Below are 14,704 nucleotides of genomic sequence, written 5' to 3'. Positions count from 1 at the left end.
CGGGCCTGCCGCGGGGAGCATGCGCGCTCTCCTGCCGGGCCCGTGGTGATCGCCGGGGGAGGGGTCCTCCCGGCGATCACCCTTGTCTCAGCTCAGCTCCCTTGTTTCAGCTCCACGCCATGATGCGGAGCGGGTCCTCCAGCATGTCGCCGATGTCACGCAGGAAGCGTGAGCCCAGCTCGCCGTCCACGATCCGGTGGTCGAACGACAGGGACAGTGTCGTCACCTTGCGTACGGCGAGCTCGCCGTCCACCACCCACGGCAGGTCCCGCACCTGGCCGAAGGCGAGGATGGCGGCCTCGCCCGGGTTAATGATGGGGGTGCCGGTGTCCACGCCGAACACGCCGACGTTGGTGATCGTGATCGTCCCGCCCGCCATCTCGGCCGGCTGCGTACGTCCCGCGCGGGCCGTCTCCGTCAGCTCGGCCAGGCTCCGGGCCAGGTCGGGCAGGGAGAGGGTGTGCGCGTCCTTGATGTTGGGCACCACCAGGCCCCGGGGGGTGGCGGCGGCGATCCCCAGGTTGACGTAGTGCTTGACGACGATCTCCTGGGCCTGCTCGTCCCAGGAGGAGTTGACCATCGGATGCCGGCGGGCCGCCGTCAGGACGGCCTTGGCCACCAGCAGCAGCGGGCTCACCTTGACCTCGGCGAAGTCCGGCAGGGCGCGCAGCCGCCTGACGGCCTCCATGGTGCCGGTCACGTCGATCTGGAGGAACTCCGTGACGTGCGGAGCGGTGTAGGCGCTGGCGACCATAGCCTGGGCCATCATCTTGCGCACGCCCTTGACGGGGACGCGCTCCTCCCGCTGCCCGGGGGCGGCCGTCTCCGGGGCCGGGGCCTGTGCGGCCGCCGCGGCGTGGACGTCGTCCCGCGTGATGGAGCCCTGCGGGCCGGTGCCCGTGACCGTGGTGAGGTCCACGCCGAGGTCCTTGGCCAGCTTGCGGACCGGCGGCTTGGCCAGCACCGTGATGGGGCCGGGCGCCTCATGGACGGGTACGGGCGCCACCTCCACGCGCCTCGGGTTGGCCACCGGAGCGGCGGGGATCGAGGGGGCGGGCGCCTCCGCGGCCGGAGCGCCGGCGGAAGGGGCGCCCGTGCTCGGAGCGCCCGTGGTGGGGGCTTCGGGGGCGGGGGCTTCCGGGGCGGCGGCTTCCGGGGGCAGGCCGTCGGCGGTGGTGGCGGGGCGTTTGCGGGGGCGGCGTCTGGTGGCGCCGGTCTTGACGCCGTAGCCGACCAGCACCGCCTGGCGCTCCTCCTTCGGGGCCGGGCTGCCGTGGGCGCCGGGCTCGACCGCGCCCTCCGCCGGAGGGTTGGGCACCAGGTCCTCGGCCAGGGCCTTCGCCTGGCCCGCCGGCCCGGCCGGACCCGCCGCCGACCCGGCCGACGTACCGGCGGGCGGCGGGGTCTCGCGGGGCTCTTCCGCCGTGTCCACGGCGATGATCGGCCGGCCCACCTCCACCGTCAGGCCCTCGTCGGCCAGCAGGCCGGACACCACGCCGTCCCACGGGATCGGCAGCTCCACGATCGACTTCGCGGTCTCGATCTCGACCACGATCTGGTTGACCTTGACCTCGTCGCCCGGCTGGACGTGCCAGCGGACGATCTCGGCCTCGGTCAGCCCCTCACCGACGTCGGGGAGCCTGAACTCGCGTCGCATGAACCCCCCTCTCAGAACCCGAAGGCCCGGTCGACGGCGTCGAGCACCCGGTCCAGGTCGGGCAGGTAGTGCTCCTCCAGCTTCGACGGCGGGTAGGGAGTGGAGAACCCGCCGACCCGCAGCACCGGGGCCTCCAGGTGGTAGAAGCACTGCTCGGTGACGCGGGCGGCCAGCTCGGCGCCGAAGCCGTTGTAGACGGGCGCCTCATGGACGACCACGACCCGGCCGGTGCGGCGCGCCGACTCCATGATCACCGCCTCGTCCAGCGGGTTGAGCGAGCGCAGGTCCACGACCTCCAGGGAGCGCCCCTCGTCCTCGGCCGCCGCCGCGGCCTCCAGGCAGGTCTTCACCATCGGCCCGTACGCCAGCAGCGTGGCGTCGGCCCCGGCCCGTACGACCTTGGCCGCGTCGAACGGCGTCCACCAGTCGGACGAGGTGGTGTCGATGTCGCCCTTCTCCCAGTAGCGGCGCTTGGGCTCGAAGAACACCACCGGGTCGTCGCAGCGGATGGCCTGCTGGATCATCGTGTACGCGTCCGCCGGGTTGGAGCAGGCGACCACGCGCAGCCCGGAGGTGTGGGTGAAGTACGCCTCGGGGGACTCGCTGTGATGCTCGACCGCGCCGATGCCGCCGCCGCACGGGATGCGTACGACCACCGGCAGCTTGATCGCGCCCAGCGACCGCATGGGCATCTTGGCGAGCTGCGTGATGATCTGGTCGGCGGCCGGGAAGACGAAGCCGTCGAACTGGATCTCGCACACCGGCCGGTAGCCGCGCAGCGCCAGGCCGATCGCGGTGCCGATGATGCCGGACTCGGCGAGCGGCGTGTCGATGACGCGGTCCTCGCCGAAGTCCTTCTGCAGGCCGTCGGTGACGCGGAAGACGCCGCCCAGCTTGCCGACGTCCTCGCCCATGATGAGGACCTTGGGGTCGTCCTCCATGGCTTTGCGCATGCCCTCGTTCAGGGCTTTCGACAAGCTCAGAACCGTCACTTCTCGAACCCCTCCAGATACGCGGCGAACTGGGCGCGCTCCTGGTCGATCAGCGCGTGGGGCTCGCGGTAGACGTGGTCGAAGATGTCGAGCGGCTGCGGGTCGGGCAGCGCGAGGCAGCGCCGCCGCAGGTCGGCGCCGAGCTGCCCGGCCTCCTCGTCGACGGAGTCGACGAACTCCTGGTCGGCCAGCTCGTTCTTGAACAGGTAAGCCTTCACCCGCTCGATGGGGTCCTTGAGCTTCCACGCCTCCAGCTCGCTGGCGACCCGGTAGCGCGTCGGGTCGTCGGTCGTGGTGTGGGCGCCCATCCGGTACGTGAACGCCTCGATGAGCGTCGGCCCCTGCCCGGTGCGCGCCGCCTCCAGCGCCTTGCGCGTGACGGCGAGGCAGGCGAACACGTCGTTGCCGTCGACCCGGACCCCGGGGAAGCCGAAGCCGGAGGCGCGGCGGTAGAGGGGGATGCGGGTCTGCTTCTCCAACGGCTCGGAGATGGCCCACTGGTTGTTCTGGCAGAAGAACACGATCGGCGCGTTGAACACGCTGGCCCAGATGAAGGACTCGTTCACGTCGCCCTGGGAGGTGGCGCCGTCGCCGAAGTAGACGATCGTGGCGGCGCTGGCGTCGTCGCGCTGGATGCCCATCGCGTAGCCGACGGCGTGCAGGGTCTGGCTGCCGATGACGATCGTGTAGAGGTGGAAGTTGTGCTCCTGGGGGTCCCATCCGCCGTGGTTGACGCCGCGGAACAGCCCGAGCAGCTTGACCGGGTCGACGTCGCGGCACCACGCCACGCCGTGCTCGCGGTAGGTGGGGAACGCCATGTCGCTGTCGGTCAGCGCCCGGCCCGAGCCGATCTGGGCGGCTTCCTGGCCGAGCAGCGAGGCCCAGATGCCGAGCTCGCCCTGGCGCTGCAGCGCCACGGCCTCCAGGTCGATGCGCCGGACGAGCACCAGGTCGCGGTAGAGCGACCGGACCTCTTCCGGGGTGAGATCGACGTCGTAGTCAGGGTGCTCGACCCGCTCCCCCTCGGGGGTGAGCAGCTGGACGAGCTCCGGAGGTGCTTCTTGGTGAGCACCGCGAGAGGCGTCGAGTGTCACGTGCCACTCTCCTGTGCGTCGGGGCTGGTCCGGACGGGGTTGCCACCTTAGGCCAGCCTTCTTGGCGATGAACCAACTGGTGGTGGTTCGTACGCGTTTGGGAACATCGTGGCAGACGTCACAGCCCTCCGCGCAAGCCCCATCTCTCCCCCGTTCCCGTTGTGCCGTCGGCCACACGCCCCCGGTAGGCTGGCTTTCCCAACCCCGTCGCACGCAGGAGGAACAGTGGCGCGCGTCATCGTCGAGGTCATGCTGAAGCCCGAGATCCTCGACCCGCAGGGCCAGGCGATCGCGCAGGCGCTGCCCCGTCTCGGCTTCTCCGGCGTCTCGTCGGTCCGCCAGGGCAAGCGCTTCGAGGTCGAGCTGGACGGCCCGGCCGACGCGGCGGCGCTGGACGAGGTCCGCAAGATGGCCGAGACCCTGCTGGCCAACACCGTGATCGAGGACTACGCCGTCCGGGTCGAGGAGCAGTAGGGAGATTTGGCGTCCCGTTTTCCTCGTGGCCGCTTAAAGCCGGGTGCCGACGTGCCACAATGCCACGGGGTCACCAACAGTGAATAACAACAGCGTGATTTTGCGGTTAGCCCCGTTTTCACAGGGAAATCTACTCCAGGTGACATTCTGGCGCCCGGAGGAGTCCGGTGGATATTGAGTTCTCGTTGGCACTGCCTCGGGATGCGATCGGCATACCGATGGTCAGGCGGGTGCTCGGCGATGCCATGAGGTCGCTCAACGTGAGCGAGACCTGCATCGCCGACATGCTGCTCGCCGTCTCCGAGGCATGCTCCAACGCGGTTCGGCACGGGGGGCCCGCCAACCGCTACGAGGTGAGCGCGTCGATCGGCTACGGCCAGTGCGACGTCCGGGTGGCGGACAGCGGCACGGGCGTGCCGTCGATCCCGCCGGGCTTCCCCCCTCCCGACACCGAGAACGGCCGTGGGCTGCTGATCATGCGCTCCGTCGTGGACGAGATCTCGTTCGGCATCACGCCGGGCCGTGGCACCACCGTTCACCTGCGCAAATCGCTCGACTGGGACGAAGAGGCCGTGGCCCGCCCCCGGGAGCTCGCCGCCGTCTGACCGCGATACCGCGCATCTGGGCGCCTCCGATACGCTGAAGTGACCGCCGCAGACCACCGTCACCCCGCATCGACGGTGGCGCGCGCGTGCGCATCCTCGGAGGGGACGACTGTCATGAGCGCTGCCCGTGTGGGCGTAGTCACGTTTCCAGGAACTCTCGACGACCAGGACGCCGCCAGAGCCGTGCGCCTCGTGGGCGCGGAGGCGGTGCCGCTGTGGCACGCCGACCACGACCTGAAGGGAGTGGACGCCGTGTTCCTGCCCGGCGGCTTCTCCTACGGCGACTACCTGCGCTGCGGCGCCATCTCGCGCTTCGCGCCGCTGATGGACGAGCTGATCCCGGCCGCCAAGGCCGGGCTGCCGGTCATCGGCACCTGCAACGGCTTCCAGATCCTCTGCGAGGCGCACCTGCTGCCCGGCGCGCTGACCCGCAACGCCTCGCTGCACTACGTCTGCCGCGACCAGCGGCTGCGCGTCGAGCGCGTCTCGACCTCCTGGACCAACTCCTTCGACGAGGGCCAGGAGATCACGCTGCCGATCAAGCACGGCGAGGGCCGCTACGTCGCCTCCGCCGACACCCTCGCCGAGCTGGAGGCGGGCGGCCAGGTGGTCGTGCGTTACCTCGGCAACCCCAACGGCTCGCTCAACGACATCGCCGGCATCAGCAACGCGGCCGGCAACGTCGTCGGCCTCATGCCGCACCCCGAGCACGCGGTCGAGGACCTCGTCGGCGCGCCGAGCACCGACGGCCTCGGCTTCTTCACCTCCATTCTCAAGAGCCTGGTGAACGCATGACCGACACCGTTGAGCGGGCGTCAGGGACGCCCGACGAGCCGATGCCCTTCGCCGAGCTCGGCATGAAGCAGGACGAGTACGACCGGGTCAAGCAGATCCTCGGCCGCCGCCCGACCGGCTCCGAGCTGGCCATCTACAGCGTCATGTGGTCCGAGCACTGCTCGTACAAGTCGTCCAAGGTGCATCTCAAGCAGTTCGCCACCAAGGCGCCCAAGTCCGAGGCGCTGCTGGTCGGCATGGGCGAGAACGCGGGCGTGGTCGACATCGGCGACGGCTGGGCGGCCACGTTCAAGATCGAGTCGCACAACCACCCGTCCTACGTCGAGCCCCACCAGGGGGCGGCCACCGGCGTCGGCGGCATCGTCCGCGACATCATGTCGATGGGCGCCCGCCCGATCGCCGTCATGGACTCCCTGCGCTTCGGCGCGGCCGACGCGGTCGACACCCGCCGGGTGCTGCCCGGCGTGGTCGAGGGCATCAGCAGCTACGGCAACTGCCTGGGCCTGCCCAACATCGGCGGCGAGGTCGTCTTCGACCCCTGCTACCTCGGCAACCCGCTGGTCAACGCCCTGTGCGTGGGCCTGCTGCGCAAGGACCAGATCAAGCTCGCCACCGCGCCCGGCCCCGGCAACAAGGTCGTGCTGTTCGGCGCGTCCACCGGCCCCGACGGCATCGGCGGGGCGAGCGTGCTGGCCAGCGCCACGTTCGAGGACGAGTCGCAGGCCAAGCGGCCCGCCGTTCAGGTGGGCGACCCGTTCATGGAGAAGCTGCTCATCGAGTGCTGCCTGGAGCTGTACGCGGCCGACGTGGTCGTCGGCATCCAGGACCTCGGCGCGGCCGGCGTCTCCTGCGCCACGACCGAGCTGGCTGCCAAGGGCACCGGCGGCATGCAGGTCGACCTCAACCTGGTGCCGCTCCGCGACCCCTCGCTCCGCCCCGAGGAGATCCTCATGAGCGAGTCGCAGGAGCGCATGATGGCCGTGGTCCGGCCCGACGACATCCCGGCGTTCATGGAGATCTGCGCCAAGTGGGACGTCCCCGCCACCGTCATCGGCGAGGTCACCGACACCGGCCGGCTCGTCATGACGTGGGACGGCGAGGTCATCGTGGACATCCCGCCGGGCACTGCCGCCGATGAGGGGCCGGTCTACGAGCGGCCCTACCACGAGCCGGCCGGGCAGTCCGCGCTCAACGCCGACACCCCCGACCGCCTGGAGCGGCCCGCGGACCTGCGGGAGACGCTGCTGCGGCTGCTCGGCTCGCCCAACCTGGCCTCCAAGGAGTGGGTGACCGACCAGTACGACCGCTACGTCCGGTCCAACACGGTCCTGGCGCAGCCGGCCGACGCCGGCATGCTGCGCATCTCCGAGGCCATCGCCGGCGCCGAGCCGACGACCCGGGGCATCGCGCTCGCCACCGACGGCAACGGGCGTTACGCCAAGCTCGACCCGTACGCGGGGGCGCAGCTCGCGCTCGCCGAGGCCTACCGCAACGTCGCGGTGACCGGGGCCGAGCCGCTGGCCGTCACCAACTGCCTCAACTTCGGCTCGCCCGAGGACCCCGAGGTCATGTGGCAGTTCGCCGAGGCCACGCGCGGCCTCGCCGACGCCTGCCGGACCCTCGGTGTGCCGGTGACCGGCGGCAACGTCTCCTTCTACAACCAGACGGGCGCGACCGCCATCAACCCGACCCCGGTCGTGGGCGTGCTCGGCGTCATCGAGGACGTCGCCAAGCGGGTGCCCACCGGGTTCGTCGCCGAGGGGCTGCGCGTGGTGCTGCTCGGCGACACGCGCGAGGAGTTCGGCGGCTCGGAGTGGGCGCACGTCGTCCACCGTCACCTGGGCGGGCTGCCGCCGCAGGCGGACCTGGAGGCCGAGCAGGCGCTCGGCGCCGTGCTCGTGGAGGCGGCCAGGCGCGGCCTGCTGGAGGGCTCGCACGACCTGTCCGACGGCGGGCTCGCGGTGGCGCTGGCCGAGTCGTGCCTGGCGCGGGGCGTCGGGGCGAACGTGACGCTGTCCGGCGACCCCTTCATCGACCTGTTCAGCGAGTCGGCGGCGCGGGCGCTGGTCGTGGTGCGGCCGGAGGCGTACGACGAGTTCGCCTCGCTGTGCGGGCGGCACGACGTGCCGTGCTACGGGCTCGGGGTCACCGGCGGGGCGTCGCTGGTGGTCGAGGACGTGTTCGAGGTGCCGGTCGAGGAGCTGCGGGAGACGCACCAGGGGGCGCTGCCCGCGCTGTTCGGCTGATCCTGGACGAGCGAAGGGCCGGTACGGGTTTCCCGTGCCGGCCCTTTCGCGCGCGGGTCAGATGCAGATCACGTAGACGGTGCCGCTGGTGTTCCCGTCGAACTCGACCAGCCAGCCGGCCGGCCGGCCGTTGGAGCTCATGGGGGCGTTCTTGATCGCCTTGCCGTTGGCGTTGGTGGTGTAGCCGCCGCCGGTCGCGGACTTGCCGTCAGGGCAGGAGACCTGCGCGGCCTTGCCGTTCACCTGAGCGGTGTAAGTGGTGGGGGTGATGCTGCCACCGCCCGTGCCGGAGTCGCCCTTGTCACCCTTCGGGCCCTTCAGGGACTCCAGGAACTGGGACACGGTCTTGTTGCCGTTGCCCGGCTGGCTGCGCCAGATCTCGTAGGCGCTCTTACCGTCCTCGCCGTCCTGGCCCTTGTAGCCGCGAGGACCGTCGTCACCCTGCGGGCCGCGAGGACCGGTCTCACCCTTCGGGCCCTGCGGGCCGGCGGGGCCGGTGTCGCCCTTCGGGCCCTGCTGGCCGTTCTTGCCGTCCTGGCCGTCCTTGCCGGGGAGCCCGTTCTTGCCGTCCTGGCCGTCCTTGCCGTCCTGGCCGTTCTTGCCGTCGTCACCCTTCGGACCCTGCGGGCCCTGGGGGCCGGCGGGGCCGGTGTCGCCCTTGGGGCCCTGCGGGCCGGTCGCGCCCTTCAGACCGGGGCGGCCCTGCGGACCCTGGGGGCCGGCGTCACCCTTCGGGCCCTGCGGGCCCGTGTCACCCTTGGGGCCGACGGTGACGGAGTTCGTGGTGGCCTCGCTGCCGCCGCCGATGAGCACGCGGATCTCGGTGGTGCGGCACTTCGTGGTCGGGTTCACGATGCGCGCGTAGCGGGTCTTCTTGTTCACGCACGCGGTGACCTGGTTGCTCGCCGACGATGCGGTGGCGACGCCACCGACCGCGAGGAGCGAGGCGGCGAGCGCTCCGACAGTGGCGAGGGTGAGCGCACGCCCACCGCCGATCTTGATAGCCACGGCTGTCCTTCCAGCGACGGATGTTTCATAGGAGATGCATGAGAAGCACGTTTCGAACGGTCCAGAGGTTGGCAGAAACTACATAACGTATTTGTCACACTGCAAAGCGTTACTTACCAAGTTGACCGATTGTCGGTGACTCGGGTGAGTAAAACGGCACAGTCGCCGCACCGGACTCGCGTGGATAATCGGCTTGTGCCTAGCGCCGATCCCGCCCCCTACCTGCCGCCGGCCACCCAGCCGGTGCGCGGCGCAGTCTGGGCGATCCACCTGGTCCTGCCCATGCTGGGCCTCTGGCTCCTGCTCGCCAACGACTCCGTCAACATCCCCTGGCAGCACAACCCGAGCCACTTCTGGCTGATCGTCGCGGTCGCCGGGATCAACGTGGCGCTCGGCCTGATGATCAGCGAAGCCTCGCGCCGCCGCCGCGACGCCCGCCTGTTCCTCGTGTCCATGGTCTTCCTGAGCAGCGCCGGCTTCTTCTTCATGCACGGCCTGGCCACGCCGATGATCATCCTGCACACCGGCTCGCTCGGCTTCGACATCGGGCAGCAGGTGGGCCTGTCGGCCGCCGCCGTGTTCGCCTTCGCCTCGGCGCTGCCGCTCGGCGAGCAGGCGGCCGCGCGGGTGCTGGGCGCGCAACAGGTGATCCGCGCGGCGTTGGTCGGCTTCATGGTGGTGTGGGGCGTCGCCTCGCTGGTGCCGGGGCTGACCGCGCTCAGCGAGCCGCCCTCCCTGACGCCGGTGCCCTGGCTCGCCTGGGGCTCGATCCCCGGCCTGCTGCTGTACGCCGCCGCCAGCGTGATGATGTTCCTCATCCACCGGCGGCGGCCGTCGGCCATGCTGATCAGCCTCATCACCGCGTACGCGCTGCTGGCCGAGTCGATGGTCGCCGGCATGTCGCAGCTCAACTGGCACCTGTCGTGGTGGGAGTGGCACCTGCTGCTGACCCTGGCCTTCGTCTTCGTGGCCTACAGCGCCTACCTGCAGTTCCGGCGCGAGGGGTCGAGCGCGGGGCTGTTCGACTCGGTGACGCTCGCGGCGACCGTACGGCGGATCACGCAGGACTACGACCGGGCGCTGGAGGAGCTGGTCGAGGCCGTACGCAGGGGCGAGCCGCTGGCGGCGACCCGCCTGTCGGGCAAGTTCCGGCTCAACGAGAGCCAGACCGCGGTGCTGGACCGGGCGGGCGCGGCCCTCGCGAACGAGCGCGAGCTGTCGGCCCGGCTGGCGGCCCTGGTGGACGTCAGCGCCCGGACCAAGGTCGGCCTGCCGGAGGACGAGCTGCTGGCCTCGTCCCTGGAGCGGGTGCGGCAGGCGTACGGGGACGTCAAGATCGGGCTGGTGGCCGACGGCCGGACGCAGGTCGGCTCGCGCGAGTACGCCTTCACCGGCGATCTCCTGGCACGTGCAGGCGAGCCGATCCGCCGCGACCACCTGCTGGCCTTCCCGCTCACCGTCAAGGGCAGGCTGGCGGGCGTGCTGGAGGTGCCGGTCGGCCGGACCGGCCAGGACGAGGCGCTGGCCGCCACGCTCGCCGGTCAGCTCTCCCTCTCGCTGGAGAACGCCCGCCTCTACCGCGAGCTGCACACGCTGTTCCACCAGTACATGTCGCCGGACGTGGCGCACGCGCTGCTGGCCGACCCCGCACAGGCGGCGCTCGGCGGCGAGCTGCGCGAGCTGACCGCGCTCTTCGCCGACCTCAAGGGCTTCACGACGTTCTCGGAGAAGGTCACGCCCGGCGAGATCGTCGAGATGCTCAACCGCTACCACACGGCCGCCGTGCCGTGCATCCTCGACAACGGCGGCACGATCGTGCAGTTCGTCGGCGACGCGCTGCTCGCGCTGTTCAACGCCCCGGCGGCGCAGGCGGACCACGCGCGGGCCGCCTGCCGGGCCGCGCTGGCCATGCAGCAGGCCGCGGCCGAGGTGGCCGAGGAGATGGCGTGGAAGCGGGTGGACGACGTGCCGTGGCCGACGTTCCGGGTGGGGGTCAACACCGGGCCCGCCCTCGTCGGCAACATCGGCAGCCCCGAGCTGCGCGGCTTCAACGCGATGGGCGACTGCGTCAACGTGGCCGCCCGGCTGGAGGGCATCGCCGAGCCGGGCACGGTCGTCATCGGCGAGACGACGCTCAAGCAGCTCGGTGAGGGCGCGACGGTCAGCCCTCTGGGGCGGCTGAGCCTGAAGGGCAAGGAAGAGCTCGTCGCGGCGTACGTTCTGACGAGTTTGCCGTAGATGGGCGGGGCTCGTACCGACATAATCGGGCGCATGGAGCCAGAGCCAGGCGAGTTCCTGTCCATGCTCACCGACGAGGAGGCGCAGGCCCTGCGCGCCGCCGGGCGCCTGCGCCGCTGGGATCGCGGCACCGCCGTGATGAACGAGGGCGACCTCGCCGACTGGGTGCTCGTGCTGCTCGACGGCCGGGTCAAAGTGTCCTCCCACACGAGCGGCGGCAACGAGGTGGTGCTGGCCGTACGCGGGCCCGGCGGCCTGCTCGGCGACATGTCCGCCATCGACGGCTCGCCGCGCTCGGCCACGGTCACCGCGCTGGAGCCGATCAGCGGCATCGTGGTGCGCGACTTCCCGGCGTTCCTGGAGGCCCACGGGCGGATCGCGGTGCTGCTCATGAAGCTCGTCACCGGCCGGCTGCGCGACTCCGACAGGAAGCGCGTCGAGTACGGCGCCTACGACACGACCGGCCGGGTCGCGACCCGCCTGATCGAGCTGGCCGAACGGTACGGCGAGAAGACCAGCAGCGGGGTGCGCGTGGCGCTGCCGCTGTCGCAGGACGAGCTGGCGGGCTGGACCGGCGCGTCGCGGGAGGCGGTCAGCAAGGCGCTGCGCACGCTGCGTGACCGAGGGCTGATCGAGACCGGGCGGCGGCGGGTGGTCATCCACGACCTCGACGGCCTCAGAAAGCGCGCCAGGTAACACCCCCACCAAATCGGACGTACGTCGTACGTCATAGTGGGTGCATGGTCGCGGTCACCCCCCAAGACGACAACCGCCTCCGCTACGCCTGGAAGGCGTGCTCGGTCACCAGCCTGGGGCTCGTCCTCATCGGCATCGCCGGCAGCACGCTCAACGTGGCCTTACCCACCGTCGTGCGGCACTTCGCGGCCGGGCCGACGGAGTCCGGCTGGATCCTGCTGTCGTTCCTCCTGGTCAACACGGCGAGCCTGGTGTTCTTCGGCCGGGTGGCCGACCTGCTGGGCAGGCGGGAGGTGTATTTAGCGGGGTTCGCCCTGTTCACGCTGGCCTCGCTGCTCGCGGGGCTGTCGCCGGACGTGTGGTTCCTCATCGCGATGCGCGTGGTGCAGGCGGTCGGGGCGGCGATGATCCTGGCGAACGGCACCGTGATCATCACCGACGCCTTCCCGCCCGAGCGGCTGAGCCAGGGCATGGGCGTCTACATCGGCACGCTCTCGGTGGCGCAGCTCGCCGGCCCCACGGTCGGCGGCCTCATCGCCGAGACCGCCGGCTGGCAGTGGATCTTCTGGGTGAACGTCCCCGCCGGGCTGCTCGCGCTCGGCTGGGGCGCGGCGATCCTGCGCAAGATGCCCCGGGGGCCGCGCGAGCCGGTGGACGCGCCGGGCAACGTGCTGCTGTTCGCCGCGCTGTCGGCGCTGCTGCTCGCGCTGTCGGAGGCGGGCTCGCGCGGGCTGTCGAGCCCGGTGGTGCTGGCCGGGGCCGGGGTGTTCGTGGTGCTGGTGCCGCTCGTCGTGCTGGCCGAGCGGCGGGCCCCGAACCCGGTGCTGGACCTGCGGCTGTTCGGCGGGCGGCTGCTGGCGTACGCGAACGCGGCCTCGTTCTGCAACGCGCTCGCGCGCTCGGCGCTGATCCTCGTGGTGGCGTTGTACTTCCAGGCCGCGCGGGGGCTGGACGCGTTCGCGGCGGGGCTCAGCGTGCTGCCGGTGCCGGTCGGGATCGGGCTGGCCTCGCCGCTGGTGGGGCTGCTGGGGCGGCGGGTGTCGCCGTACGCGCTGTCGATCGGCGGGGCGACGCTCAGCGCGCTGGGGCTCGGGACGCTGATGTTGACGGCCGATCCGGCCACGCCGTACTGGGTGACCGGGCTCGGCCTGTTCGTGGCCGGGTGCGGCAGCGGGACGTTCCTGACCGGCAACACCACGCAGGTCATGGCGGCGCTGCCGAGCGGCAGCCTGGGCGTGGTCAACGGCTTCCGCATCATGATCATGAACGTGGGGGTCGTGATCAGCGTCGGCCTGTCGCTCAGCGTGGTCACCGCCTCCGTGGGGCCGGAGCTGCGCGCCCAGGTGTACGCGGGAACGTTGTCCACGCTCTCGCCCGTCGCCGTCGGGCAGCTCATGGGCGGCTTCCAGCGGGCGTACGCGGTGCTGTTCGCGGTCGCCGTCGCGGGCGCGCTGCTGGCGGCGCTGGCGCGGGGCCGTCAAGACGGTCAGAGCACGGCGGAGAGCCTGGACTCGACGTCGCGGTAGCGGGAGACCGGGATGAGGTGAACTCCGGCGAACGCGCCCGACTCGCGCAGCGCGAGCACCTGCTCGCAGGCCGCCTCGACGCCCGCCATGCGGTCGGCCGCCACCCGCCGGACGAGGTCGTCGGGGATGCCGATGTCGGGGATCGCGGCGCCCAGGGTGCGGGCGTGGCGCTCGCTGGCGAGGACCATGACCCCGGCGTAGACCGGCACGTCCGCCGGATGCTCGTCACGCCACCGGAGCTGGGCCTCCACCGAGTAGCTGACCTGGAGGAACAGGAAGTCGGCCGCGTGCTTCCACGCGGGCAGGGAGCGCAGCCCGGCCGCCGCGCCGAGCCGGAGGTCCGGCGAGAACGCCCGCGCCTCCTCGATCATCGAGCGCACGGTGAGGTCGCTGGTCCGGTTGCCGCTCGTCGGCTTGTCGCCGTAGACGAACAGGAACTGGTCGACCCCGTAGGCGGCGGCGGTCAGCAGGTCGCGCCGGAAGCCGAGCAGGTTGCGGTCGCGGGAGTTGAGGCAGGCGATGCCGCGCCCGCCCATGGCCTCGACCTCGTGCGCCACGGCCACGCTCGACACGGTCGCGCGGCCGATGTGGTTGTCGGGGATGAGGAACGAGTGGGCGATCGTGCTCATGGTGCCGATCTGGTGCCTGACGTGCTTCAGATCGGGCTTGGTGGGGGGTTCGATCTCGCAGATCAGCTCGAAGGTCACGAAGACGACCCTAGCCGCCGGCCGGCCAGCGCCTCGATGCCCGCCAGGACGAGATCGACGCCGAAGGTGTCGTACAGCTCCGGGTCCGGGCCCTCCACCAGCGGCACGGCCATCTCCACGATGTGCGGGTAGGTCTCGCGCGGCACCGACTGCAGGCCGATGAGCTTGGCCTGGACGGCGGAGGCGGCCTCGCGTCCTGCGCGGTGGTGCGCGGGGGCGTCGGCGATGGCGATGGCGCTGTTGAGCAGGTAACGGCTGATGAGGCAGCTCTCGTCACCGTTGAACCCGGCGTCGCGGCCGACGCCGAGCGCCTGGTTCCAGACGGCCAGGAAGTTCGGGACGGTGATGACGTCCACCTGCTCGATGACGCTCCTCGCGCAGGGGTGCGTGCGCAGCGTGCGGATCAGCCCGACCATGAGGTCGCGGAGCTGCTCCTGCCACGGGCGCTGGTCGGCGGGCTTCGGCGCGAAGCCGGCGATGAGGTGGTCGGCCATGCCCGCGAGGAGCTGGTCCTTGTTCTTGAAGTGCCAGTAGAGGGCCATCGGGGTCACGCCCAGCTCGGTGGCCAGACGCCTGATCGTCACGGCGTCGAGTCCTTCGGCGTCGCCGATCTCCAGGGCGCGCACCGCGATCGCCCGCGCGGTCAGTTTTCCCATCACGGTTGAC

Annotated in this window: 13 protein-coding genes; 7 read left to right on the top strand and 6 right to left on the bottom strand. The window is 71.3% G+C overall.

Annotated elements, in window-relative coordinates:
- Positions 1 to 106: 106 nt before the first annotated feature.
- From SMD20_RS34000 to pdhA, 3 genes are read right to left on the bottom strand one after another with little or no spacing between them, the layout of a single operon-like run.
- Entirely contained in the window at positions 107 to 1,657 is a 1,551-nt protein-coding gene (locus tag SMD20_RS34000) for a dihydrolipoamide acetyltransferase family protein (protein WP_329589168.1), read from the bottom strand.
- 11 nt (positions 1,658 to 1,668) lie between these two features.
- A complete protein-coding gene (locus tag SMD20_RS33995; protein ID WP_329589166.1) occupies positions 1,669 to 2,649 on the bottom strand; it encodes an alpha-ketoacid dehydrogenase subunit beta in 981 nt (326 codons plus the stop codon).
- Positions 2,646 to 3,743 (bottom strand): pyruvate dehydrogenase (acetyl-transferring) E1 component subunit alpha, encoded by a 1,098-nt coding sequence (pdhA, locus tag SMD20_RS33990; protein WP_329589164.1) that lies wholly within the window; start codon positions 3,741 to 3,743, stop codon positions 2,646 to 2,648. The genes SMD20_RS33995 and pdhA overlap by 4 nt, the downstream gene beginning before the upstream one ends.
- A gap of 225 nt (positions 3,744 to 3,968) precedes the next feature.
- Here pdhA and purS point away from each other — a divergent pair, with 225 nt between their 5' ends.
- The 4 genes from purS to purL all read left to right on the top strand — a co-directional run bounded on the left by purS (position 3,969) and on the right by purL (position 7,863).
- Positions 3,969 to 4,217 carry a phosphoribosylformylglycinamidine synthase subunit PurS gene (gene purS, locus SMD20_RS33985; protein ID WP_329589162.1) on the top strand — a complete coding sequence of 83 codons (249 nt, stop codon included), beginning with the start codon at positions 3,969 to 3,971 and terminating at the stop codon, positions 4,215 to 4,217.
- A 218-nt stretch (positions 4,218 to 4,435) separates the two neighbouring features.
- Entirely contained in the window at positions 4,436 to 4,822 is a 387-nt protein-coding gene (locus SMD20_RS33980; RefSeq protein ID WP_329592768.1) for an ATP-binding protein, read from the top strand.
- A gap of 114 nt (positions 4,823 to 4,936) precedes the next feature.
- Positions 4,937 to 5,617, top strand: coding sequence for a phosphoribosylformylglycinamidine synthase subunit PurQ (gene purQ, locus SMD20_RS33975; RefSeq protein ID WP_329589160.1), 681 nt, complete (start codon positions 4,937 to 4,939; stop codon positions 5,615 to 5,617).
- Entirely contained in the window at positions 5,614 to 7,863 is a 2,250-nt protein-coding gene (gene purL, locus SMD20_RS33970) for a phosphoribosylformylglycinamidine synthase subunit PurL (protein WP_329589158.1), read from the top strand. The genes purQ and purL overlap by 4 nt, the downstream gene beginning before the upstream one ends.
- A gap of 57 nt (positions 7,864 to 7,920) precedes the next feature.
- Here purL and SMD20_RS33965 read toward each other — a convergent pair whose 3' ends face one another.
- Complete coding sequence (locus SMD20_RS33965) at positions 7,921 to 8,871, bottom strand: hypothetical protein (RefSeq protein ID WP_329589157.1); 951 nt, start codon at positions 8,869 to 8,871, stop codon at positions 7,921 to 7,923.
- Positions 8,872 to 9,066: 195 nt separating this feature from the next.
- On the opposite strand from SMD20_RS33965, the gene SMD20_RS33960 reads away from it, so the two are divergent.
- The 3 genes from SMD20_RS33960 to SMD20_RS33950 are packed head-to-tail and all read left to right on the top strand — an operon-like array spanning position 9,067 to position 13,331.
- A complete protein-coding gene (locus SMD20_RS33960; protein ID WP_329589155.1) occupies positions 9,067 to 11,109 on the top strand; it encodes an adenylate/guanylate cyclase domain-containing protein in 2,043 nt (680 codons plus the stop codon).
- 33 nt (positions 11,110 to 11,142) lie between these two features.
- On the top strand, positions 11,143 to 11,805 hold the full coding sequence (locus tag SMD20_RS33955) for a Crp/Fnr family transcriptional regulator (protein WP_329589153.1): 663 nt from the start codon (positions 11,143 to 11,145) through the stop codon (positions 11,803 to 11,805).
- 44 nt (positions 11,806 to 11,849) lie between these two features.
- Positions 11,850 to 13,331 carry an MFS transporter gene (locus SMD20_RS33950; RefSeq protein ID WP_329589151.1) on the top strand — a complete coding sequence of 494 codons (1,482 nt, stop codon included), beginning with the start codon at positions 11,850 to 11,852 and terminating at the stop codon, positions 13,329 to 13,331.
- Here the strand turns inward: SMD20_RS33950 and SMD20_RS33945 are convergent.
- Positions 13,292 to 14,038: a methylenetetrahydrofolate reductase gene (locus SMD20_RS33945; RefSeq protein ID WP_329589149.1), complete on the bottom strand. Its 747-nt coding sequence runs from the start codon at positions 14,036 to 14,038 to the stop codon at positions 13,292 to 13,294. The two genes, SMD20_RS33950 and SMD20_RS33945, sit on opposite strands and share 40 nt — an antisense overlap.
- Entirely contained in the window at positions 14,035 to 14,694 is a 660-nt protein-coding gene (locus SMD20_RS33940; protein WP_329592766.1) for a TetR/AcrR family transcriptional regulator, read from the bottom strand. Before SMD20_RS33940 ends, SMD20_RS33945 begins: the two co-directional genes overlap by 4 nt.
- Between the last annotated feature and the right edge of the window lie 10 nt (positions 14,695 to 14,704).

Origin of the sequence: Nonomuraea sp. LP-02, assembly GCF_036289125.1 — a bacterium.
In the GTDB taxonomy this organism is placed as follows: Bacteria; Actinomycetota; Actinomycetes; order Streptosporangiales; family Streptosporangiaceae; genus Nonomuraea; species Nonomuraea bangladeshensis.
Note: the sequence above shows the minus strand (reverse complement) of the source record. Positions and strands in the feature narration are given on the sequence as shown.